This is a genomic window from Hymenobacter algoricola, assembly GCF_039539525.1.
In the GTDB taxonomy this organism is placed as follows: Bacteria; Bacteroidota; Bacteroidia; order Cytophagales; family Hymenobacteraceae; genus Hymenobacter; species Hymenobacter algoricola.
Genome location: NZ_BAABDH010000110.1, coordinates 15,727 through 39,931 on the forward strand (window position 1 = coordinate 15,727; position 24,205 = coordinate 39,931).

At 65.4% G+C, this 24,205-nt stretch carries 18 protein-coding genes; 16 read left to right on the forward strand and 2 right to left on the reverse strand.

Annotation, left to right across the window (positions count from 1 at the left end):
- The first annotated feature begins 186 nt into the window (after positions 1 to 186).
- The 10 genes from ABD842_RS18595 (at position 187) to ABD842_RS18640 (ending at position 15,869) form a co-directional block, all read left to right on the forward strand.
- On the forward strand, positions 187 to 3,393 hold the full coding sequence (locus ABD842_RS18595; protein ID WP_345117221.1) for a SusC/RagA family TonB-linked outer membrane protein: 3,207 nt from the start codon (positions 187 to 189) through the stop codon (positions 3,391 to 3,393).
- Positions 3,394 to 3,467: 74 nt separating this feature from the next.
- Positions 3,468 to 4,973: a RagB/SusD family nutrient uptake outer membrane protein gene (locus ABD842_RS18600; protein ID WP_345117223.1), complete on the forward strand. Its 1,506-nt coding sequence runs from the start codon at positions 3,468 to 3,470 to the stop codon at positions 4,971 to 4,973.
- A gap of 101 nt (positions 4,974 to 5,074) precedes the next feature.
- Entirely contained in the window at positions 5,075 to 6,937 is a 1,863-nt protein-coding gene (locus ABD842_RS18605) for a glycoside hydrolase family 2 protein (protein WP_345117225.1), read from the forward strand.
- Positions 6,934 to 8,388, forward strand: coding sequence for a hypothetical protein (locus ABD842_RS18610; RefSeq protein WP_345117227.1), 1,455 nt, complete (start codon positions 6,934 to 6,936; stop codon positions 8,386 to 8,388). Before ABD842_RS18605 ends, ABD842_RS18610 begins: the two co-directional genes overlap by 4 nt.
- A 4-nt stretch (positions 8,389 to 8,392) precedes the next feature.
- Positions 8,393 to 8,881, forward strand: a complete 489-nt coding sequence (locus ABD842_RS18615; RefSeq protein WP_345117229.1) for a sialate O-acetylesterase — start codon at positions 8,393 to 8,395, stop codon at positions 8,879 to 8,881.
- Positions 8,882 to 8,910: 29 nt separating this feature from the next.
- Entirely contained in the window at positions 8,911 to 9,975 is a 1,065-nt protein-coding gene (locus ABD842_RS18620; RefSeq protein ID WP_345117231.1) for an endo-1,4-beta-xylanase, read from the forward strand.
- A gap of 227 nt (positions 9,976 to 10,202) precedes the next feature.
- Complete coding sequence (bglX, locus tag ABD842_RS18625) at positions 10,203 to 12,470, forward strand: beta-glucosidase BglX (protein ID WP_345117233.1); 2,268 nt, start codon at positions 10,203 to 10,205, stop codon at positions 12,468 to 12,470.
- Between the two features lie 12 nt (positions 12,471 to 12,482).
- Positions 12,483 to 13,340, forward strand: a complete 858-nt coding sequence (locus tag ABD842_RS18630; protein WP_345117235.1) for an SDR family oxidoreductase — start codon at positions 12,483 to 12,485, stop codon at positions 13,338 to 13,340.
- Positions 13,341 to 13,503: 163 nt separating this feature from the next.
- Complete coding sequence (gene uxuA, locus ABD842_RS18635) at positions 13,504 to 14,673, forward strand: mannonate dehydratase (RefSeq protein ID WP_345117237.1); 1,170 nt, start codon at positions 13,504 to 13,506, stop codon at positions 14,671 to 14,673.
- Positions 14,674 to 14,945: 272 nt separating this feature from the next.
- On the forward strand, positions 14,946 to 15,869 hold the full coding sequence (locus ABD842_RS18640) for a manganese catalase family protein (protein ID WP_345117239.1): 924 nt from the start codon (positions 14,946 to 14,948) through the stop codon (positions 15,867 to 15,869).
- Positions 15,870 to 15,964: 95 nt separating this feature from the next.
- Here the strand turns inward: ABD842_RS18640 and ABD842_RS18645 are convergent, their stop codons facing one another.
- Positions 15,965 to 17,962, reverse strand: coding sequence for a T9SS type B sorting domain-containing protein (locus ABD842_RS18645; protein WP_345117241.1), 1,998 nt, complete (start codon positions 17,960 to 17,962; stop codon positions 15,965 to 15,967).
- A 189-nt stretch (positions 17,963 to 18,151) separates the two neighbouring features.
- Between ABD842_RS18645 and ABD842_RS18650 the strand changes: the two genes are divergently transcribed.
- Together ABD842_RS18650 and ABD842_RS18655 are read left to right on the forward strand one after the other, a co-directional pair.
- The gene (locus ABD842_RS18650) at positions 18,152 to 19,102 is read left to right on the forward strand and encodes a 1-phosphofructokinase family hexose kinase (protein WP_345117243.1); all 951 of its coding nucleotides are present in this window, start codon (positions 18,152 to 18,154) and stop codon (positions 19,100 to 19,102) included.
- A gap of 667 nt (positions 19,103 to 19,769) precedes the next feature.
- Positions 19,770 to 20,111 carry a hypothetical protein gene (locus ABD842_RS18655; RefSeq protein ID WP_345117245.1) on the forward strand — a complete coding sequence of 114 codons (342 nt, stop codon included), beginning with the start codon at positions 19,770 to 19,772 and terminating at the stop codon, positions 20,109 to 20,111.
- Positions 20,112 to 20,218: 107 nt separating this feature from the next.
- On the opposite strand, the gene ABD842_RS18660 is transcribed toward ABD842_RS18655, so the two are convergent.
- The gene (locus tag ABD842_RS18660; protein WP_345117247.1) at positions 20,219 to 20,503 is read right to left on the reverse strand and encodes a TIGR03643 family protein; all 285 of its coding nucleotides are present in this window, start codon (positions 20,501 to 20,503) and stop codon (positions 20,219 to 20,221) included.
- Positions 20,504 to 20,681: 178 nt separating this feature from the next.
- Here ABD842_RS18660 and ABD842_RS18665 point away from each other — a divergent pair, with 178 nt between their 5' ends.
- From ABD842_RS18665 to ABD842_RS18680, 4 genes are all read left to right on the forward strand, one after another.
- Complete coding sequence (locus ABD842_RS18665) at positions 20,682 to 21,131, forward strand: hypothetical protein (RefSeq protein ID WP_345117249.1); 450 nt, start codon at positions 20,682 to 20,684, stop codon at positions 21,129 to 21,131.
- A 334-nt stretch (positions 21,132 to 21,465) separates the two neighbouring features.
- Complete coding sequence (bla, locus tag ABD842_RS18670) at positions 21,466 to 22,338, forward strand: subclass B3 metallo-beta-lactamase (protein ID WP_345117251.1); 873 nt, start codon at positions 21,466 to 21,468, stop codon at positions 22,336 to 22,338.
- A gap of 84 nt (positions 22,339 to 22,422) precedes the next feature.
- Positions 22,423 to 22,968, forward strand: a complete 546-nt coding sequence (locus ABD842_RS18675) for a hypothetical protein (protein WP_345117253.1) — start codon at positions 22,423 to 22,425, stop codon at positions 22,966 to 22,968.
- A gap of 392 nt (positions 22,969 to 23,360) precedes the next feature.
- The gene (locus ABD842_RS18680) at positions 23,361 to 24,056 is read left to right on the forward strand and encodes a hypothetical protein (RefSeq protein ID WP_345117255.1); all 696 of its coding nucleotides are present in this window, start codon (positions 23,361 to 23,363) and stop codon (positions 24,054 to 24,056) included.
- Positions 24,057 to 24,205 lie beyond the last annotated feature (149 nt).

Here is a 24,205-nt window from a genome sequence, read left to right on the forward strand (position 1 = left end):
ACCAGCCAGCCACTGCAGCTTGCTCCGGCCGCTGCCCACCGGTCCCGCTTGCCTAAAGATGCCCTTTGAGCTGCCCAAAGGCATTTTTTTGGATTCCGGCCGGGGTTCGTTGTCCGTCTGCCGCTTCCGTTTTTGTCAAACCACCATTCCCACTCACCTATGAACGGTTTTTTACCCATTCACTCTATGCGCCGGATTGCGAAGCCGCTGCTGCTGCTGCCCGTGCTCGGCATCGGGTTCGGCAACGGGGCTGTGGCCGGCCCGTTGGTTAGTGCTTACTCACCCCGGCACGCCACCCACGCGGCCGACGTGACCATCACCGGGCGGGTGGTGGATGAGAAAGGCGGCGGGCTGCCCGGCGTGAACGTGGTGGCCAAGGGCACCGCCAACGGCACCCAGACCGATACGGACGGCCGCTTCAAGATTACCACCGACGGCGAGGCGACCCTCGTGTTTTCCTTTATCGGCTACCTGGCCCAGGAAGTGCCGCTGAACGGCCGCAGCTCCCTTAATATTTCCCTGGCTCCCGATACCAAGACGCTGAGCGAAGTGGTGGTGGTGGGCTACGGCGTGCAGGAGAAAAAGCTGCTGGCTACCTCCATTGCCTCAATTTCGGCCAAGGATGTGGAGCTGCTGCCGGTGGCCTCGCCTTCCGAAGCGTTGGTGGGCCTGGTGGCCGGAGCCCAGATTACGGAACCCTCGGGCGAGCCGGGGGCCGGCGCGGTTATCCGCATCCGCGGCCTGGGCTCGATTTCGGCCGGCAACAACCCGCTGTACGTGGTCGACGGCTACCCGCTCAACAACCCCGACAGCTACTTCCAGATTCCGCCCGGCGACATCCAGAGTATCCAGGTGCTGAAGGATGCGGCGGCCTGCGCCATCTACGGCTCGCGCGGCGGCAACGGCATCGTGATTGTGACCACCAAGCGCGGCGCCACCGACGGCAGAACCCGCTTCAACTTCACCGCCAACACGGGCATTCAGCAGGTCGCCAAGCGCCTGGAGCTGCTCAACCGCGACCAGTACCTGGAGTACTTCAAGGAGTCGTACACCAACGCCAACCGGGCCTTTACGGCCCCCATGACGGCACTTTTTGCCCAGGACCAGAACACCCTGCCCGACACCGACTGGCAGGACGAGATTTTCCAGACCGGCAAGCAGCAGCAGTACCAGCTGTCGGCCAGCGGCGGCACCGCCGCGTCGCGCTTCTACATCTCGGGCGGCTACTTCAAGCAAACCGGTATTGTGCGCGGCTCGGGTTTCGAGCGGTTCTCGCTGCGCGCCAACTACGACGCCCAGCTGAGCAAGAAGCTGAAGCTGGGCCTGAGTCTGGCCCCCAACTTCACCCGCACCGACGTGGTGCCCACCACGGGCAGCTACAACGGCGGCAGCATCACCGGGGGCGGCCCGGCGGGCGAAACCGGCGCCGTCACGGCCGCCATCATCATGCCGCCCATCATCCCGGTATTTTTGCCCAACGGCGACTACGCCGGCATCCGCACCGGCAGCAACCAGGCCATCACCAACCCCGGCGACCTGCTGAGCCCCGTAGCGCCGCTCGACCTCTACCAGGACCGCAGTAACGCGGTGCGCGCCCTGGGCTCCACCTTCCTCGACTTTGAGGCCGTGAAGGGCCTGCACCTGCGCACCAACTTCGGGGCCGAGCTGCTGGAAACCCGCCGCGCCATTTACGTGCCGGCCACGCTGGGCACCAACGGCAACCAGGGCGCCAACCTGTCGAACCCCATCCTCAACAACGTGGATGCCCGGCGCCTGAACAGCACCAACATGAACTGGGTGTGGGAAAATACGGCCACCTACAACCGCACCTTCGCGGCCAACCACACCGTGACGCTGCTGGCCGGCTACGCCGCCCAGTACAACGTGGCGGAAGGCAACACCGTGCTGGGCCAGACGGGCACCTACACCAACACCAACATCGAGTACCCTACCGCCGCCGGCCAAGTGTTCGGCCAGGGCCTGTTTAACCCCTCGAACGCGCTGACGTCGGTATTTGGCCGGCTCGACTACTCGTTCAAGGACCGCTACATCCTGACCGCCGCGCTGCGCACCGACGGCTCGTCGCGCTTCGGGCCCGACAACCGCTATGCCACCTTCCCCTCGGTGGCCCTGGCCTGGCGGGCGGCCGAAGAGCCCTTCATCCAGCAATTCGCGGCCATCAGCGAGCTGAAGCTGCGGGCCAGCTACGGCGTGACCGGCAACAACAACATCGGTGACTACAACTACCAGGCCTACCAGCAGGGTGCCAACTACGTGTTCGGCGCCGGCAACGGCACCCGCACGTTCGGCTTCTCGCCCAACGGCGTGGCCATCCGCGACCTGGGCTGGGAAACCAACACCCAGTTCGACGCCGGCTTCGACCTGGGCCTGCTCCGCGACCGGCTGTACCTGACCGTGGCGGCCTACCAGCGCAACACCACCGACCTGCTGCTGAACCGCAACATCCCCGCCATCCTGGGCTTCTCGTCGCGGGCCCTGGCCAACGTGGGTGAGGTGCGCAACCGCGGTCTGGAATTTCAGCTGAACACGGCCAACATCCAGGGCAAAGACTTCAGCTGGAGCACCGCCGCCAACCTTTCCTTCAACCGCAACCAGGTGCTGGCGCTGGCCGGGGCCAACGAGCAGCTCACCTTCGATGCCGTGTTTGGCTACACCAGCTCCATCCGGGTGGTGCCGGGCCAGCCGCTGGGCGTGTTCTACGGCTACGAGCAGGAAGGCATCTACCGCGACCAGGCCGACATCGACAGCAGCCCGAAATGGACCGGCAGCACCACCGTGATCCGGCCCGGCGACTTCAAGTTCCGGGATGTGAACGGCGACGGCGTGATCAACACGTCCGATATCGGCGTCATCGGCAACCCCTTCCCCAACTTCACCTACGGCCTGCAGAACACCTTCGGCTACAAGGCCCTCTCGCTGGCCGTGACGCTGCAGGGCTCGCAGGGCAACGACGTGCTCTACGGCTCCGACCGCTACGTGGTGAACGGCCAGGGCGGCACCAACGGCCGCACCAACCTGCTCGGCCGCTGGCGCTCCCCCGAAAACCCCGGCGACGGCAAAACGCCCCTGGCCACCGTCAATGGCTCGCTGAAGACCGTGTTCAGCTCCTACTACGTGCACGACGCCTCATTTCTGCGCGTCCGCAACGTGACGCTGCGCTACAGCGTGCCGACCGAGCTGGTGAAGAAAGCCAGCCTGCAGAGCCTGGGCATCTACACCAGCATCCAGAACCTGTACACCTTCACGAAGTACTTCGGCTACAACCCCGAAGCCAACAACTACGGCAACACCACCGCCCCCACCTACGGGGTCGACCAGGGAGCCTACCCCATGGCCCGCACCGTCACGCTGGGCGTGCAGCTGGGCTTTTAAGGGCGCCGCCCAGCCTGCGGCGGCTTCGCTCCGCAGCCTGGGCTGTCCCAACCAACCTCTTTCTACTTCCCCCCATGACTCTACCTAAACTCTTTTCGGGAGCGGCCGCGGCGGTGCTGCTGGGCCTGGCTACGCTGGGCACCTCGTCGTGCAGCAAGGACTTCATCGACCTGAACGACCCCACCCGCCTGCCCTCCGCCGATGGCTACACCGACTCGCTGAGCATTGTAACCGGCGTGACGGCGGCCTACTCCTCGCTGCAGGACCTGTACGGCAACGGCAGCAACCGCGGCCTGTTCGTCTTCGCCGAGATTCCGTCCGATAACAGCTTCACGGTAAGCTCGGGCGAATTATTGAACGAGTTCAACGACTTTACCCTGGCCAGCAGCAACCCGCGCCTGCAGAGCCAGTGGCTGGTCACCTACCGCGCCATTGCCCGCTGCAACGTCATTCTGAGCCGGGCCGGCGGCGTGAAGCTCACCGCGGCCACGCGCAACCGCTACTTCGGTGAGGTGCGCTTCATCCGGGCGCTGGCCTACTTCAACGCCGTGCGCATCTGGGGGGATATTCCGCTGGTGACCACCGAAATCACGTCCATTGCCGACGCCTACCAGTTTGGCCGTATGCCGAAGGAGCAGGTGTATGCTCTGATTGAGGAGGATCTGGCCTTTGCCGAAAACAACCTGCCCGCCACCCAAACCGGCGTTAACCTGGGCCGCATCACCAAAGGGGCCGCCCAGGGCCTGATGGGCAAGGTGCTGCTGACCCAGAAGAAGTACGACGCCGCCGCCACGGCGCTCAAAAAGGTAATCGACGGCAACGCCTACGCGCTGCAGGCCGCCTACGCCAACATCTTCCTGACGACCAACGAGCTGAACACCGAGATTCTGGCGGCCGCGCGCTACACCAAAGGCGGCTTGGGCATTGGCAGCTCCTTCAGCACCTGGTTTATGCCGGTGCTGCCGGCGGCCGTGGCCCTCACCGTGAACGGCAACGTGGGCACCGGCCAGCAGTTCAACTCCGTGGACCCCGACCTGGTGGCGGCCTTCACGGCCAGCGGCAGCTCCGACGTGCGGGCGGCCGCCTCGTTCGGCGCCTCCACCGTCGGAACCCTGACCCAGTACTACACCAAGAAGTACAGCGACGTGCCGACCAGCGCCTTCGACGCCGAAAACGACTGGATTATCCTGCGCTACGCCGACGTGCTGCTGATGTATGCCGAAGCCGTAAACGAGCAAGGTGGCCCCAACGCCCTGGCCCTCGACGCCGTGAACCGCGTTATCCGCCGCTCGCGCAACCTGCCCGTGGCTACTCCCGCCCCGGCCGTAGACCTGCCCGCCGCCATCAGCCGCGCCGACCTGACCACCCGCCTGGAGCTGGAGCGCCGCCTGGAATTGAATTTCGAAGGCCACCGCTGGTTCGACCTCGTGCGCACTGACCGGGCCATTCCGGTGATGAATGCCTTCTTCACCCGCACCGGCTCGGCCAGCCGCCTCGACAACAACAAGCTGGTGTTCCCGCTGCCCATCCAGGAAATCCAGACCAACCCCATCCTGACCCAGAATACCGGCTACAACTAAGCTCCCGGCCCCGGCAAGCGGCCGTCAACCCACAGCGGCTTGCCGGGACTGTGCCCCCCCCTTTTTTCCGCTTTCCTCCTCCTTTCCACCCGCCCCTTTTGATGACTACCCGAATTCTGCTGAAGCTGCTGCTGGCGGCCCTGCTGCTCGTCGGCCCTTTCGGTGCCCAGCCCGCCCGCGCCCAGTCGGTGCTGCTGCAGAACGCGCCCGGCCGCCGGGTGCTGAGCCTGAACGGCAGCTGGAACTACATCATCGACCCCTACGAAAACGGCTTCTACGACTACCGCCGTATGGCCTTCGACCAGTCGAAAACCGGCAAGGGCGGCTACTACGACAACCAGAAGCCCAGCAGCGCCCAGGAGTCCGAGCTGATTGAGTACGACTTCGACAAGTCGCCGGCCATGCAGATTCCCGGCGACTGGAACTCCCAGGACCCCAGGCTGCTGTACTACGAAGGCACCATCTGGTTTAAGAAAAGCTTCAGCCTCAAGCCCCAGGCCGGGCAGCGCTACTTCCTCTACTTCGGGGCCATCAACTACGAAGCCCACGTGTACCTCAACGGCAAGAAGCTGGGCATGCACAAGGGCGGCTTCACCCCCATTCAGTACGACATCACCGGCCTGCTCAGCGCCGGCGGCGACAACTTCGTGGTGGTGAAGGCCGACAACACCCGCCACCCCGACGCGGTGCCCACCATCAACACCGACTGGTGGAACTACGGCGGCATCACCCGCGACGTGTTCATTGCCGCCACGCCCGCCACGTTCATCACCGACTACAAAGTGCAGCTGGCCAAAAACGACGCCTCTAAGCTGAACGGCTACGTGCAGCTCAGCGGCGCCGAGAAAGCCGGGCAGGCGGTGACGCTCAGCATCAGGGAAGCCGGCCTGAAGCAAACCCTGAAAACTGACGCCGACGGCCGCGCCACCTTTAGTTTACCGGCCAAAAAGCTTAAGCTCTGGTCGCCGCAAAGCCCCAAGCTGTACGCGGTAAGCCTGAGCAGCGGCGCCGACGCGGTGCAGGATAACATCGGCTTCCGCACCATTGAGACGCGGGGGCAGGACATCCTGCTCAACGGCAAAAGCATCTACCTGCGCGGCATCAGCATGCACGACGAAAACCCGCTGATTCCGGGCCGGGCCCGGGGCGAGGGCGACCTGCGCATGCTGCTGACCTGGGCCAAGGAGCTGGGCTGCAATTACGTGCGCCTGGCCCACTACCCCCACAACGAAACCATGCTCCGGCTGGCCGACGAAATGGGCCTGCTGGTGTGGGCCGAGGTGCCCGTGTACTGGACCATTGCCTGGGAAAATCCGGCTACCTACCAGAACGCCGAAGCCCAGCTGGCGGATTTGATTGCGATGGAAAAAAACCGCGCCAGCATCGTGGTGTGGTCGGTGGGCAACGAAACCCCACTGGGCGAGCCGCGCCTGAAGTTTATGACCAGCCTGGTGCGCAAGGCCCGCAGCCTCGACGACACCCGCCTGCTGGCCGCGGCCCTGGAGCTGCACCGCGACGGGTTCAGGGTGAACGTGGACGACCCGCTGGGGGCCGAGCTGGATCTGACGTCCTTCAACGAGTACGCCGGCTGGTACTGGGGCGGCAGCCCGAGCGGCATCACCCAGTACACGTTCAACATCAAGTACGACAAGCCCGTGGTGGTCAGTGAATTCGGCGGCGACGCGCTGGCCGGCTACCACGGCGACGCCGAAACCCGCTGGAGCGAGGAGTACCAGGAGTCGTTGTACCGCAACCAGATCAAGATGCTCAGCGCCATCCCCGGCCTGCGCGGCATGACGCCCTGGATCCTGGCCGACTTCCGCGCCACCCGCCGCCAGCACCCGGTCTACCAGAACGGCTTCAACCGTAAGGGCCTGATTTCGAGTACCGGGGTGAAGAAGAAAGCCTTTTACGTGCTCCAGGACTACTACCGGCAGATGGCCCAGCAATACGACGGCAAATGAGCAGCATGAAACAGTACGCCATATGTGTGGCTGCGGGCCTGGCCCTGCCAGGCTTCAGCTTGCCGGCCTACGCCCAGCAGGACACCACCGAGTATACCCTGCGCGTAGCGGCCAAAAAGACGCTTAACAACTCCAAAACCAACGGCACGGCCACGTTTTCGGCCTACAAGGAATACCCCACGCGCAGCGTTGCCCAGCTGGCGGGCTTCACTCCCGCTCCCGTGAAGCTGAGCAGGTACGGCGGGCGGCTCGACAGGCGCACCAAGGCCACGGGCTTCTTCCGGGTGCAGAAAATCGACGGGCGCTGGTGGGCCGTGGACCCCGAGGGCTACTACTACCTGCACAACGCCGTCAACGACCTGCAGCCCGGCAACTCCGACCGCACGCGGCAGGTGGTCAAGGACAAGTTTGGCGGCCCCGCCGGCTGGATGAGCCAGACCCGGCGGCTGCTGCTGGCCAACGGCTTCAATGGGGCCGGGGCGTGGTCGGCGACCGGGGAAATCCGGGCGGAAAACGCCCGGGCCGATAAGCCCCTGGCCTATACCATCAACCTGGATTTCATGAGCAAGTACGGGGAAAAGCGCGGCGGCACCTACCAGGTGCCGGGCCACAAGGCTTACCCCAACGACGTAATTTTCGTGTTTGACCCCGGCTTCGCGGAATTTGCCGAGCAGCACGCCAAGCAGCTCAGCCAGTACCGCCAGGACAAGAACCTGTTCGGCTACTTCTCCGACAACGAGATGCCCCTGCTGCGCAAAAACCTCGACGGCTACCTCACCCTGCCCGTTGCGGAGCCCGGCTACGTGGCCGCCAAGCAGTGGGCCGACGCGCACGGCGTGACCCTGGCTACCATCACCGACCAGCACCGCCAGGAGTTCCTGGCCTTCGCCGCCGACCGGTACTTCAGCATCGTGGCCCAGGCCCTGAAGAAGTACGACCCCAACCATATGTACCTGGGCTGCCGCTTCCACGGCGCCCAGCGCTACTACCCCGAGCTGCTGCGCGTGGCCGGCAAGTACCTGGATGCCGTGAGCATCAACTACTACAACAACTGGACGCCCGAGAAAAAGTGGGTGGCCGAGTGGGAGGTGCTGGCCGGCAAGCCCTTTGTCGTGACCGAGTGGTACGTGAAGGGCGAGGACGCGCCGGGCCTGGCCAACACGGCCGGCGCGGGCTGGGTGGTGAAGACCCAGGCCGACCGGGGCCTGTTCTACCAGAATTTCACCCTGGGCCTGCTCGAATCGAAGAACTGCGTGGGCTGGCACTGGTTTAAGTACCAGGACAATGACCCCACCAAAACCGGCGCCGAGCCCTCCAACACCAACGCCAACAAGGGCATCGTCGACAACTACCTGGAGCCCTACGCGCCCTTACTGGACCGGATGCGGGAGCTCAACCAGCAGATGTACCCGCTGGCCGACTACTTCGACCGGCGCCAGCCCAAGCCCTAACGCCATGCACCGCGCTGCCCTCCTGCTCTTAAGCGTTGCGGCCCTGCTGACTGGTTCGGCGGGGGCGCAAACCCTGCGGCCCCGGCGGCGGGAGGTGGTGGCGGCGCCGGAGCGCAAGGACCGGTTTCAGCTCTACCTGCTCGTGGGGCAGTCGAACATGGCCGGGCGGGGCCGGGTAGAAGCCCAGGACACCGTGCCGCACCGCCAGGATCTGCAGGCCCCGGACCTGCCGTTTGTGGCGGGGCAGCTGCCGGAGTTTCAGCTGCTGAAACCCGATAGCACCGGCCACCGGCGCCCGAATGAAGCCGCCCGCCGCCTGAACGCCGCGGTGGCAAAGCTGGGCCGCACCGTGCCGCACTACGCTTTTGTATCCGCCGCCGGCACCCGCCACATCGGCGACCAGACCCACTTCGACGCCGCTTCCGCCCGCCTGCTGGGGCGGCGCTACGCGGCGGCCATGCTCCGCCTGCAGGCCCACCGCTCCGCTCACTAATCATGGCCTTACTCTCCCAACCTGCCCCAATGAAAGCTGCCTCCCTGCTGAGTGTACTGTGCCTGACGCTGCTGACGACCTGCGGCGAAAAGGAAGCGGCCGCCGTTACGCCCGGGCCGCCGCTGCCCGTCGCCAGCCTGCGGGCCGTGGCGCCCTTTCCGGTGGGTGCGGCCGTGAGCATCAGCCTGCTGAAAAACAACGCCGCCTACCGCCGGGTGATGACCACCGAGTACAGCAGCGTGACGGCCGAAAACGCCATGAAGTTCGGTGCCCTGCACCCCGGCGCCACCACCTACAACTGGACCGACGCCGACTACCTGGTCAGCTTTGCCAGCCAGAACAACCTGCGCGTGCACGGCCACACCCTGCTCTGGTACAACTCGCTGCCCGGCTGGGTCACCACCTTCCAGGGCGACTCGGCCGCCTGGGAAAACCTGATGCGCACCCACATCCAGACCGTGGTAGGCCACTTCAAAGGGCAGGTGCAGGGCTGGGACGTGGTAAACGAGGCCATCGACGACGCGGGCGGCCTGCGCACTGCCAGCCTCTGGCGCCAGCACCTCGGCGACCGGTACATCGACCGGGCCTTCGCCTACGCCCACGCCGCCGACCCCGCCGCGCTGCTGTTCTACAACGACTACGGCCACGAGTACAGTGAGGCGCGCCGCCTGGGCATCCTCAGGCTGGTCAACGACCTCAAAGCCCGGGGCGTGCCTATTCACGGTATCGGGCTGCAGCTGCACACCAGCTCCAACATTTCCGACGCCCGCATTGCCACCGCCATTACCTCGGCCGCCGCCACCGGCCTGCGGGTGCACGTAGCCGAGCTGGACATTTCCATGAACCCCGCCAAAGCCGCCACGGCCACCTTCACGGCCGCGCTGGCCGCGGCCCAGAAAGTGAAGTACAAAGCCCTGGCCCAAACCTACAAGGCCTTGCCCGCCGCCCAGCGCTACGGCCTCACCACCTGGAACGTAGGCGACGCCGACTCCTGGAAGCGCAACGACTGCCGCTGCCCGGAGTGGCCCCTGCCCTTCGACGATACCTACCAGCGCAAGCCCGCCTACGACGGCCTCGTGGAGGGCCTGCAGTAACAGCAAGCGTAACGCCGGGGCCGGTGGCCCCGTTGGGTTGGGAATTGCCTGGCGGCTGCCGGCCCCATTGTGGGAATGGGCAACGCCGCTGGCCGGGAAGAGAATACGCCGCGCATTTAGGTGAGTGAATGCAGATCTGGCCTCTTCCCAACCAGCGCGGGCCGGTAGCCGCCAGTATCCCCAACCTTGTTTTATCCCGCCCCCGGGCGACTTTCCTCTGCAACTGAATGCGCCTACCCCGTTCCTCTTCCGCTCTGCTGCTAAGCCTGCTGCTGACGGCCGGCCCTTTTGCTGCGGCCCAGACCAAAGCCAAGGTCAAGGCCACACCCACGGCTTCGGCGGCCGACATCGAGCAGCGCATTTCCACCCTGCTCGGGCAGCTGACGCTGGAGGAGAAAATCGGCCAGCTCACCCAGTACTCCGGCCGCCAGCTGACGGGCCCGGCCAGCAGCCGCAAAACCGAGCTCCTCGCCAGCATCCGCGCCGGGGCCGTGGGCTCCATGCTCAACGTGCAGGGCGCCGCCGGCACCCGCGAGGTGCAGGCCGAAGCCATGAAAGCCCGGGTACCGATTCCGCTGCTGTTCGGCCTCGACGTAATTCACGGCTACCAGACCGTCTTCCCGATTCCGCTGGCCGAGGCGGCTTCCTGGGACCTGGTCGCCATCCGCGAGTCGGCGCACGTGGCGGCCCGGGAGGCGGCGGCGGCGGGGCAGCACTGGACGTTTGCGCCCATGGTCGACGTGGGCCGCGACCCGCGCTGGGGCCGGGTGATGGAAGGCGCCGGCGAAGACACCTACCTGGGCGCCCAGATTGCCCGGGCCCGGGTGCTGGGCTTCCAGGGCGAAAAGCTCGGCGGCACCGACGCCATCATGGCCTGCGCCAAGCACTTTGCCGCCTACGGGGCCGCCACCGCCGGCCGCGACTACAACGCCGTCGACATGAGCGAGCAGCAGCTCTGGGAAACCTACCTGCCGCCCTTCAAAGCTGCCGTCGAGGCCGGGGCGGCCACGTTCATGAACTCCTTCAACACCCTGAACGGCGTGCCCGCCACCGGCAACCGCTACCTGCAGCGCGACATTCTGAAGGGCCAGTGGAACTACCAGGGCTTCGTGGTGTCCGACTGGGGCTCCATCGGCGAGATGGTGCCCTGGGGCTACGCCACCACGCCCGCCGACGCGGCGCAGAAAGCCCTGGCCGCCGGCTCCGACATGGATATGGAAAGCGACGCCTACCGCAACACGCTGGCCCAGTCGGTGAAGGACGGCAAGGCCGATATAGCGATGGTGGACGACGCCGTGCGCCGCATTCTGCGCAAGAAGTTCGAGCTGGGCTTGTTCGACGACCCTTACCGGTTCTCGGACCTGAAGCGGGAAAAGAAAGTCCTCAACGACCCGCAGCACCGCGTGGCCGCCCGGCAGATGGCTCGCAAGTCGGTGGTGCTGCTCAAAAACGACCAGAACACGCTGCCGCTGGCGGCCCCGCGCAAGATTGCCCTGATTGGCCCGCTGGCCAAAGCCCGGCGCGACCTGGCCGGCAGCTGGGTCGTCATTGCCGACACCAGCCAGATTACCTCCGTGTACGACGGCCTGACCCGGCGCGCCGGCAAAAACACTCAGGTGCTCTATGCCAAGGGCTGCGAGGTGATGGGCGACTCCCGCGCCGGCTTCGCCCAGGCCGTGGAAACCGCCAGAGCCGCCGACGTGGTGGTGCTGACTGTGGGCGAAACCTGGGACATGAGCGGGGAGGCCAAGTCGCGCACCGACATCCAGCTGCCCGGCGTGCAGCAGGAGCTGTTTCAGGCCCTGAAAGCGACCGGCAAGCCCGTCGTGGTCATTCTCATGGCCGGCCGCCCGCTGATTTTCAATACCATTGCCGACCAGGCCGACGCCATTGTCTACGGCTGGTGGCCCGGCTCGGAAGGCGGCCACGCCCTGGCCGACGTGCTGTTTGGCGACTACAACCCCAGCGGCAAGCTGCCCAGCACGTTTCCGCGGGCCGTGGGCCAGATTCCGCTCAGCTACCAGCAGTACAACACCGGCCGCCCCGTGACCAAGCCCGGCGACATTCGCTACAAGTCGGCCTACATCGACGCGCCCAACACGCCCCGCTACGCCTTCGGCCACGGCCTGAGCTACACCAGCTTCAAGTACGCCAACCTCCGGCTCAGCCAGCCCACGCTCACCACGGCCCAGACGGTGCAGGTGCAGCTCACGGTCACCAACACCGGCCAGGTAGCCGGCGAGGAAGTGGTGCAGCTCTACGTGCACGACGTGGTGGCGTCCCTGGCCCGCCCGCTCAAGGAGCTCAAGGACTTCCGCAAGCTCAGCCTCAGGCCCGGCGAAACCCAGACCGTGACCTTCACCATCGACCAGAGCAAGCTGGCTTTCTACAACCAGAAGCTGGAGTGGGCGGCCGAGCCCGGCGAGTTTCAGCTGCTGCTGGGCTCGGCCTCCGACGATATCCGCCTGGCAAGCTCCCTAACGCTACTTCCCTAATCACCCGTGACCATGTCCTCTTCCGCCCCCGTTGCCACGCCCCGCCACCTGCCCGCCCTCGACCAGTTTTCCCTGCGCAATAAAGTCATCGTCATCACCGGCGCTACCGGGGTGCTGGGCGAGTCGCTTTCCCTGGCCGTGGCCGAAGCCGGGGCGAAAGTCGCCATCCTGGGTCGCGACGCCGGCCGGGCCGCCCGCCGCGTGGCCGCCATCCAGGCCGTGGGCGGCGAGGCCATGGCCGTGCTGGCCGACGTGCTCGACCAGGACCAGATGCAGCGCGCCTGCGACGAAATCGTGGCCGCCTGGGGCACCATTGATGGGCTGGTAAATGCGGCCGGCGGCAACCTGCCCGGTGCCACCGTGGCCCCCGACCAGGATTTGTTCGACCTCAGCATTGCCCACACCCGCCACGCCGTGGACCTGAACCTGTTCGGCACCGTGATTCCGACTACCGTGTTTGGCCGCGTGATGGCCGCCAACGGCAAAGGCTCCATCGTCAACGTGTCGTCGCTCACGGCCCAGCGGCCCCTGACGCGGGTACTGGGCTACACCATGGCCAAGAAAGCCGTGGAGGCCTACACCCAGTGGATGGCCGTGGAGCTGGGCCTGCGCTACGGCGGCGGGATGCGCATGAACGCCATTGCCCCCGGCGTATTCCTGACCGAGCAGAACCGCGACCTGCTGGTAGCCGCCGACGGCAGCCCCACCGAGCGGGCCCGCAAGTTCATTGCCGCCACGCCCTACCAGCGCTTCGGCCAGCCCGAGGAGCTGACCGGCACGCTCATCTACCTGCTCAGCGACGCCTCCCGCTTCGTCACCGGCGAAACGGTTATCGTCGACGGCGGCTTCAACGCCTACAGCGGCGTGTAGCGGCGGCTGGTAGAACAGGTAAAAGCGCCCACAAAGACACCCCGAACGTTCTGCTGAGCCCCGCGCAGTATTTTCCCTGCTTCGGGGCACTGGTAATCAACCGAAGTAGCAGCAGCGCTTCGACGGCGTTCGGCACAACTACCCATTGACAACTTTTCCGCCAATGTCCCTGATCCAATCTATGCGCTGGTACGGTCCTTCGGACCCGGTCAGCCTGTCCGACATCCGCCAGGCCGGCGCCACCGACGTCGTGACGGCTCTGCACCATCTCGCCAACGGGGAGGTGTGGCCCCTGGCCGAGATTCGGCAGCGCCAGGCCGAAGTGGCCGCCGCGGGCCTGCGCTGGAGCGTGGTGGAAAGCGTACCGGTGCACGAGCAGATTAAAACCCGCTCCGGTGATTTTGCCCGCCACATCCACCACTACCAGCAGAGCCTGCGGAATCTGGCCGCCTGCGGCATCTTCACCGTCACCTACAACTTTATGCCGGTGCTGGACTGGACCCGCACCGACCTGGCTTACGAAGTCGCGGACGGCTCCCGCGCCCTGCGCTTCGAGCGGGATGCCTTCGTGGCCTTCGACGCGCTGCTGCTGCAGCGCCGCGGGGCGGCCCAGGACTACTCCGCCCCGGAACTGGCCCGGGCCCGGGCGCGCCTGGCCGGCCTGAGTGCCGCCGGGCAGCTGCAGCTGCAGCGCAACATCGTGGCCGGCCTGCCCGGCTCGGAGGAGAGCTTCACGCTGGCCCAGTTTCAGCAGGCCCTGGATGCCTACCAGGGTATCGACGCCGCGCGGCTGCGCCAGCACCTGATCCTGTTTTTGCAGGACGTGGTGCCCGTGGCCGAGGAAGCGGGCCTCCACTTGGCCCTGCACCCCGACGACCCGCCCTACCCCATTCTGGGCCTGCCCCGAGTGGTGAGCACCGCCGCCGACGTGCAGGCGCTGTTCGACGCGGTGCCGTCGCCCAGCAACGGGCTGTGCTTCTGCACCGGCTCGTTCGGCGTGCGCGCCGACAACGACCTGCCCGCCATGGTGCAGCAGTTTGCCGACCGGATTCACTTCATCCACCTGCGCAGCACCCAGCGCGACGAGGCCGGCAACTTCTACGAGGCCAACCACCTGGAGGGCGACGTGGACATGTACGCCGTGCTGCGCGAGCTGGTGCGGGCCATGCAGCGGCGCGGGGTCTCGCTGCCCATGCGCCCCGACCACGGCCACCAGATGCTCGACGACTTGCACAAGCACACCAACCCCGGCTACTCCGCCATCGGGCGCCTGCGCGGCTTGGCCGAGCTGCGCGGTCTGGAGCTGGGCATCACCCGCAGCCTGGGCGAGTAGTTGGGGCCCGAACCCGGGAGACTTACCCTGTCTGCAGTTGAGCTGCCATACTTTGAATCAGCAATAACTACTTGCAAGTCAGGGCACAAAAATCCGACACTACTGTTCAGGTGCTAAATTTTATATGGGCCAATTAAGTAGCAAGGTCGTAGATTCAAAAAGCCGCGCGCCTCTCTGGTTGAGGTTGGCGCGGCTTTTTGCTGACCTGACCGGGCATTCTGGGAAGGCTACCCTCCACGCCCCACCACCCCACCACCACTAACCCCGAAGCTATGATTTTACCCCTTGATGAGCTGGCCATTGACCTGCCGAAACCCAAAAACCCTTCCGCCAACGACGCGGCGGCCATTCAGGAGCTCCTGGGCGGCAAATTCGGGGAGATGAGCACGCTGATGAACTACACGTTCCAGTCGTTCAACTTCCGCGGCCGGGACCGGCTGCGCCCCTTTTACGCCCTTACTTCGGCCATTGCCGCCGAAGAATATTCGCACATTGAAGCCGTCAGCTATGCCATCAACCTGCTGCTGACCGGCGTGACTGAGCGCGGCACCGACCCCGTACCCGGGCCGCTGGCCGGCGCCGTCGATGCCCGCAACAGCTACCATTTCCTGGCCAGCGGCCAGGCGGCCCTGCCCCAGGACTCGATGGGCAACCCCTGGACCGGGCAGTACGTGAACAGTACGGGCAACCTGCGCCTGGACCTGCTCCACAACTTCTTTCTGGAGTGCGGGGCCCGGGCCAACAAGATCCGCGCCTACGAGATGGTGACGGACCCCTGCGCCCGGACCATGATCGGCTACCTGCTGGTGCGCGGCGGCCTGCACGTGTATGCCTACGCCAAAGCGCTGGAGGTAATTACGGGCGTCGACGTGAAGAAAATCATGCCCGTGCCCCCGCTCTCGAATGATAAGTTTCCCGAGGCCCGCAAGTTCATGGAACACGGCCTGCACCGGCAGCTCTACACATTCTCGCCCAACGCCTACCAGGAAGCGGGTCTGATCTGGAATGGGGAGCACCCCGAAGACGGCTCCCCGCTGGAAGTCATACAGGGTGCCATGAAGGGCGTGCCCTACCCCGTGCTCGAAGAGGAGCCCCAGCTCAGCTCGCCCGGTGAGGACGACTTCGACCCGCAGATGTTCAAGGAAATTGCCAAGAAGCTCGGCCTTACCGACGAGTGGAAGCAGCGCCACGGCTAAGCCGACCGTATTCATTTCCTGCCCATACAAAAGGCCTGCTTCGTGCGAAGCAGGCCTTTTGTATGGGCTTTCAGGGCCAGCCGGTTGGGGCCAGCCTAGCGCACCAGCTCAAACCAGCCCTTGTAGCGGGTGCCGTCCTGGAGCTGGCACAGGTAGTAGTAGAGGCCGGCGCTGGCACCTTCCCCGGCGTAGTCATTCTGGTAGTCGGCGGCGTGGTAGAGCTGCCGGCCCCACTGGTTGAAAATGGTCAGCTGGGTGTTGGGGTACCGCGCCAGGTTCTGAACCACGAAGGTATCGTTCTTGGCGTCGCCATTGGGGGTGATGACGTTGAAAAAGGCCAGGCAGGCGTCATCCGGGCGGATGCGCAGGGTGGTAGCGCAGGTGTTCAGAGTGGGGCCGGATGCCTGTAGCAGCGCGGTGGCACCTTTCACCACGTCTACCCGCACGGCGTTGGTGCCCTGCCCGCTGATGATGGTCCCGTTGGTTACCGACCATTGGTAAGCGCCCGGCGGCCCGTCGATGGCGTAGCTCAGCCCGAGGTTGTCGGCCAGGCAGTACAGGGCCCGGCCCGTAATCTGCGGCCCCGGCTTTACCAGCACCGGGTACGAGACGGAGTCGGTGGGGCAGCCGCTCGGCACCAGGCCCCGCACCGTGACGGTACCCGGCCCCCCGGCCAGCCAGATGATATGAGCCGTGCGGCCCGTGGCCGGCTCCAGCACGCTGCCGCCCCGCGCCGTCCAGCGGTACTGCGCGAAGTCGGGCCCCAGCGCGGTGTAGGTACCCGCACTCTGGGCGCACCGCACCGAGTCGCCCCGCAGGCCGGTGGGCGGCGCCTGCCGGGTGACGGTGATGCGAAACACCGTGGCCACGGACTTGCTGTTGCAGGCTTCATCGGCCACCGTCACTACCACGTCGTAAGGGGCCGGCCGGGCCAGGCCGCAGCTGGCTGTCAGCCGGAAGTTCCCGGTCACGGAACCCGTGCCTGCCACCAGCACGCTGCCGGGCGTGCCGCTGCTGCCGTTGCCGGGCTGCCCGTTTACCGTTGCCTCAATGGGGCCGGCCCCGTCGAGCAGCACGCTGCTCACGCTCAGCTTCAGGGGCTGCCCGTCCGCGTCAGTGGCCGTGATGCCAAAGTCCACCATCTGCCCTTCTTCCAGCACGAAGTCCTGGCGGGCGGTGGTGGCCGCGGTGAAGGCCGGCGGCTGGTTGGGGCCGCCCGAGCAGGTGCGCCCCACAATCTGAATGTCGCGGCGCATGGTTCCGAGCAGCACTTCCTGCCCGTTGATGGTACGGTACTCGCGCACGTCCACGGCCAGCAGAAACGTGCCTTCCAGCCGGCACACATAGCGGGCCAGCCCGCTGCGGGCATCTACGGCGGCAAACCCCGTGGCACCGAAAGGCTCCGTGGCGCTGAAGCCGGCCGCGTAGGTTACCGGCATCACCGACGGCACCACGCTGCGGTTGGGCGTGCCCAGGCTATAGCTGAGCCGGTCGCCGTCGGCATCGTAGGCATTGTTGACCACGAAGCTGGTGTCGCCGCGGCAGATGATGGCCAGGGCATTGGTGGAAAATACCGGCGAGGAATTCACCAGCATCGGCGGGGTAATGTCTGCCGACAGCGCCATGCTTTCGTTGTTGGAAAAGGCCAGGTTGGTGATGCCGGCATTGCGGTAGTTGGCCGCCATGGTGGCCAGGTAGCCTTCACTGACGGCCGGCAGCGCCACCGTGGTGATGTAGAGGGCCAGCGTCACGCGCGGCGCCTGCGACACGCAGCCGGGCAGCAGCGGCGGGGTAATTTCGGTGAAGTTGCGCCGGGGCACGCTGAGCTGCAGCAGCCCCACGCGGGAGGCCGCCTTGCTGTAGATGCTGAGGGTAATGTTTAGGCTGCCGTTGGGGTTAGAGGAATCCGGTTCCTTGTTGAAGTAGATGCGGGCCGTAATCTGGTAGCGAAACGGGGCCGTAGCCGAGCCTTTGGCATCCAGGTAGGTGTAGTTCAGCTCGCCGCCCACCAGGTGGGTGGCCTCCGCCGTCCGCCGCCCCCAGCCCAGCCCGACGAGCAGCAACAAAATCATCCGGAGTAGGGTAGCAGTCATCGATACAGGCGCTGGCAGGATACGGAGTGAACAGCCTAAGACAAGGTTTTGTGGGCGCACTGCCCGGCCCCGCGGCGGGCCTGACCGCCAAAGCCGCCCCGCCGCGTACAACCAAGCTGCCGCCAGTCAGTACACTGGGCAGGAGCCGCGGGAGCCGCCGGCTTCCTTCACCTTGTAATCTCGCGCCGCATGGCCTCCATCGTCACGCTTACCCTGAACCCTACCGTCGACAAGAGCACGACGGCCGACCAGATTGTCCCCGACCAGAAGCTGCGCTGCGCCGCCCCGAAGTTTGAGCCCGGCGGCGGCGGCATCAACGTGTCGCGGGCCCTGAAGCGGCTGGGGGCCGACTCGGTGGCCATATTCCCGGTGGGCGGACCCAGCGGCACGCTGCTGCGCGAGCTGCTCAGCCAGGAGCAGATCCAGCAGCACCCCGTCGAGACGGTAGGCCGCACCCGCGAAAACTTCATCGTGGTGGACGACTCCACCGGCAAGCAGTACCGCTTTGGCATGCCCGGCACGCCCTTGTCCGCCGCCGAGCAGCAGCTGCTGCTCGCGGCCCTGCAAAGCCTGCCCGCGCCCCCCGATTTTTTGGTCATCAGCGGCAGCCTGCCCCCCGGCGTGGCCCCCGACTTTCTGGTGGCCATCCTGCGCGCGGCCAAGGCCCGCGGCACGAAGGTGGTACTCGACACCTCGGGGCCGGCGCTGCAGCAGGGGGTGCAGGAAGGCGTATTCCTCATCAAGCCCAACGTGGGGGAGCTCAGCAAAATGACCGGCGAGGACGAGCTGGACGACGAAGCCGTGGCCGCCGCCGCCCAGACCCTGGTGCGCGAGGGCCGGGCCGAAATCGTGGTGGTGTCGTTGGGCGCCCAGGGCGCCTGCGTGGTCACCAAAGACGTGGTGGACCACATTCCGGCCCCCACCGTGAAGCGCCGCAGCACCGTAGGAGCCGGCGACAGTATGGTGGCCGGGCTGGTCTATGGCCTGGCCACCGGCTTGTCGGTGCGCGAAATGGCCCGCCTGGGCGTGGCCTGCGGCTCGGCCGCCACCATGAACCCGGGCACCGAGCTGTTCAAAAAGGCCGATGTGGACCGCCTCTACCACTGGCTGCGGCAGCTCATGCCGGCCGCGGCCGGCTAGCCTAGCGCACCAGCTCAAACCAGCCCTTGTAGCGGGTGCCGTCCGCCAGTTGGCCCAGGTAATAGTACCCCCCCCCCGCTGGCCCCTTCCCCGCCGTAGGTGTTCTGGTAGTCGGTACTCTGGCACAGCATCCGGCCCCAGTTCCGCCGGAGCATAAGGGCAGTTTTGGATAAGAACAAAGCCTCGTCCTCACTTCCTCTGCCCGCAGGCAACCGCTGCTAACCGGGCTGCTACTGGGCGCCCTGCTCGGTGGCAGCCCAAAGGATGCCCGGCGGCTCCCTGGCCATTGAAGAGCACGGCACCGCGGGCGACCAATATACGCGGCCCTCCACGGCGCGCAAGCCGCCGTACCGGCCCGCTTATGGCAGCCGGTTTACCAACTCCATGCCACTGGAGCAGTTGCGGCCCGGCGCACGGCGGCCTGGTCTGATATTAATTTTCTGCTACCAATTATTAGTTGTATAAGATTTGGGCGGTATTCCTGCCTGACCAGACGGCGCCCGCGCCCGGGCACCGGCCCACTGGTCGCGCTGACCCACTTCGGGGTGTTACCGTTCAAAGCGCAGTATGTTTTGCAGCAGCTTGTTTAAGTTTCTGGCAGGTAACCTCTCAGCTCCTGAGCGGTACTAAGGGCAGTCTTTTCTTTCCAACCAAAACCCTTACCCGTATGGATTCCTCCACTTCCAAATCCAACAGCCAGCTCGACGCCACCCTCCAAGCTCTCGGGGGCGGCCTGAGCGCCGCGGCCCCGGCCGCCGCGGGCAACATCGACAGCTGGATTTCGACGCTGAACGGCGCCGGCAGCCCGGCCCTGAGCGCCATTTCCGCGGAGCTCGAAAACCTGAAAACTGCCATCGGCAGCGGCGACGGTTCCCAGATCGGCCAGTCGCTGAAAACGCTGGGCGAGCATACCACCAAAGCCGCCGACAGCGCCACGCCCGATGCCCAGGCCCAGCTCCGTCAGCTTGGCCAAACCCTAAGCTCGGCGGCCACGTCGCTGCAGGGCTAAGCTTCTCCGGCCGTTTACCCGAAACGCGCTGCCTCAGATTCTGGGGCAGCGCGTTTTTGTGCGGTCCGCACTGCCCAACCTGGGTCCGGTGGCACCGGACGCAGTAATTACCGGCGCTTTGAAATCGTATTGCCGGTAATCTTGCGCTGCAGGCTCGATTTGAACCGGGCGTCGTCTACCGCGCTTTTCGCCTGGTGCTTGGTATCCCGCCCCTGCACCCGGGCCCGCCACATCCGCCACGAGGAAGGCTTCAGCTCCCGGCGCATGAGCTTAATGACGTCCGACTCGCGGAGGCCAAACTGCCGGAAGATGGCCTCAAAAGGCGTGCGGTCTTCCCAGGCCATTTCAATCACCCGGTCAATATCCGGGTCCGTTAGGGCAATGTCTTTCATGAGGTACAAAAACCACTGCCCGGTGTAGAAATGCGGCGGCAGTAGTAGCTTAACAGCGGAGCGGGGCTTGTGGCGGACGGGAGCCGCAATCCACCGGCACTTAGTAGGATTGCGCCACCCCGCCGGAGTAGAGGACAGTTTTGTATATTAGTTACCTCTTATCCTCTCCCTCAGCCCCATGAAACTGCTCCTAACAGGGCTGCTGTTGGGCGTCCTGCTCGGCGGCTGCCAGAAGTCTGACCCGGCCCCGCCGCCCAGCTCCCTGCGTCTGACCATCGACGGGCGCGCCGTGGTGTGCGACCGGGATATCCGGGCCTCCACCGCGCACAATCCGCAGTACCTGCACGCCTACGGCAACTGGGCCACCGGCTCGGTAGAGCTGGAAATGTTCCGCTTCGCCGATACTCTGGGCACGCGCTACCTCAGCTTCGACAACCGCCTCACCCTGCACTCCGACGGCGTCTATAGCTCTTACAGCGGCTACGGCGTTTCCGATACCGGGCGCATCGTCGTGCGGGCCGTCAGTCCCACGCATATCCGGGGCACCTTCACCGGCCGCGTCGTGGGTCCGTTCGGTCCGCCCCGGCTGATTACCAACGGGGAGTTTTCCATCAGCCGCCCCGAGTAGCCGCCAGGCAGGCACCCCAGCTGCTGCTAGCTGGAAATCCTGACCGCCGCCCTCCCCGCCTACCCCGGCACTCTGCTCGTGGTATCCCACGGCGAGGTTGGCCTGAAGCTGCTGCAGGTAGCGCGGCCCACTCGGCCAGGTTAGCCCCCAGGTAACCCGATAAAAAAAGAGACAGTATTTATCTGGATTTGCTTGCCCACTTTGAAAAACAAAGCACTTTTGAAATCACACAAAGCAGACCGCTCAGCCTTGAAAAATCCGCACTACTGTTTCCATGACCAGCCCCGAAAGGACCAAAAGCGGCAGGAGCCGGAAGCGCCAAATTCTGGCCGGCATGGCGGTGGTTCTCGCCGTGACTGCACTACTGGTCATTCCTAAGTGGAAGGCTGCCATCAACAACGGCGGGCAGATGCCCCGGGAACCATTCCGCATTGCAGGCAACCTCTACTATGTAGGCACCCGCGACGTAACGTCCTTTCTCCTCACCGGGCCTGCAGGCCACGTGCTGATTGATGGCGGCTACCCCGGCACGGCCCCGATGATCCTGCAAAACATTGCCACCCTCGGATTTCACATCACCGATGTAAAAATCCTGCTCAACTCCCACGGCCACTTTGACCATGCCGGTGGCCTGGCAGCGCTGCAGCAAGCCTCCGGGGCACAGCTGTGGGTGAGCACCGGGGATGCCGACATGGTTTCGTCGGGAGGAGCCAGTCCCCGGAATGTAGCCCCGCTGAACTGGCTGGTGTATATCGGCCTTATGAAATACCCGGTGCCCCGCGTGAACCACCAGTTCCGGGACGGCGCTCAGATCAGCCTGGGGCCTATCCACCTCACGGCGCACGTTACGGCCGGCCACACGCCGGGCTGCACCACCTGGGCATTTCCGGTTCAGGACGGCAACCGGGAGCTGCTGGCCGTCATCGTTGGGAGTCTGTCGCTGCCCATGCCTGCCTGCCTGTTTGATTGGAAATACGATGCGGCTCTGCGGCATGAGCTGGAGCGCAGTTTTGTAATGCTCCGGAGCCTTCCGGCCGACATCTACCTCTCGTCCCACGCGCGGCCCTTTAGCCTGAAACGCAAGTTTGAGGAACGCACCACGGCAAACGACCCAGTGGCCTCGTTTATTGATCGGACTGGGTATCTGGAGGATATTACGAAGGCAGAGGCCGCATTTCGCAAAGCCCTTAAGGAGCAGCAGCAGTAGCCGTTACCCTGCCAGAAGCCATGAGTATCTACCAGCAACAAAAGCGGTTTTCTTACCCATTTCAACCCCCAAAGACCAACTGTTATGGATCTCTCCAAAAGCATCCCTCGCCTTGCCCTGGCCACGGGGCTCCTGCTGCTCATTCCCTTGGTGGCAATGCAGTTCACCACTGCGGTAAACTGGACCCTGTCTGATTTTGTATTCGCCGGCATCCTGCTGTTCGGCGCAGGCCTCACGTTTGTGCTGATTGCCAGAACGGGCGACAATACCGCCTACAAGCTGGCCGTCGGCGTGGCGGTGGCGGCGGGGCTGCTGCTGGTGTGGGACAACCTCGCCGTGGGCTTCATTGGCAGCGAAGACAACCCGGCCAACCTGCTCTATGGCGGGGTGCTGGCCGTCGGCTTTGTCGGGGCCATCGGGGCCCGGCTCCGGCCGCTGGGCATGGCGAAGGCCCTGTTTGCCACGGCACTTACCCAGTTTTTCGTGCCCTTTGTGGCCATGCTGATCTGGCAGCCCGCGCTGAACCAAGGAGTGATGCTGGTAGTGGTGCTCAATACCGCCTTCGCCGGACTGTGGGTGGCCTCGGGGCTGCTGTTTCGCCGCGCCGCCCCCACCCGGCAGCTGGCCTAGCGGGGCCGCCCCCAAGCCGGCGCAAATTCCGACCTATGGTCACCAAAATCCCGATCCGTGGCCCCAACGCTTCGCGGCCTGGTCCGGACCATTCGCGGCCCGGACTCCGCTGTCCGCGGCCCCGTCTGAGCGGTTCGCGGCCCGGCCCCGGTCATTCGCGGCTCAGACTCCGCCGCCCGCGGCCCGGATTCAGCCGCTCGCGGCCCCGCCCCGCCGGTTCGCGGGCTGGAATCAGGGGCTCGCGCCCTGGATCCGACGGTTCGCGGCCCGGTCCCCCGTTTTCTTCCCGGCCCCCTGTCATAATCCCTCAAATTCCCCTATCCTTATACCTGAGTTCTTGCCCTATCCAGCCTATTGCTACGCCCGATTTCTCATCCTTAACCCCTGCCAGTATGCTTACCACCAAACAGGACAACCGCCTCACCGCGGCTGAAAACGTCGCCGCCGCCCTGGCCCTCGACCCCACCGCCTACGCCCAGGACAAAGCCCTGGGTCTCATCAGCCAGGAGCTGAACGCCCTGCTCAGCCAGCTGTTGCCCCTGCGCCAGCAGGGCCTGCGCACCGCCAGCCAGGGCTCCACCAAAACCAAGGGCCAGCGCCGCGAAACCCTCGCCACCGCCGCCGCCGAAATCGCCGGCGACCTGTACTCCTACGCCACCGACCAGCAGGACCGCACCCTGCAAACCAGCGCCGACTACAACTACTCCAGCCTCTTCAAGCTACGCCCCACCGCCCTCACCGACCTCGCCCGGCACATCTACGACGCGGCCGAGGAGCACAAAACGGCCCTGCTCGACTACGGCATCACCCCCGCCCGCCTCCAGGAGCTGCGCGACGCCCTCACCGCCTTCAGCGGTACTAAAAACGACCCGCGCCAGCAAATCACCGCCGGCAAAGCCGCCCGCATCGCCATCCGGGAGCAGTTCAACCAGCTCGCCACCCTCCTCCAGGACCGCCTCGACCGCAGCCTGCGCAAGTACGCCCGCGCCGCTCCCACCTTCTACCAGCAAGTCCTCGCCGCCAGAATCGTAGTGGATCGGCCGGGTGGGCATAAGGGTGGTGGGAAAACGCCACCGAAGCCCCAGTAACGCTGAGCTCTTCTGCGCCAAAAGAACGTCATGCTTCATCTGGCGTCCGCGAAGCCGAAGCATCTCTACCGCTTCGCCCACTCGCTAGTTCAGCCTCTCTACCGGAAAAGCCCGCGCCCTGACGTGGGCTTTTCAATGCTCCCGTAAAT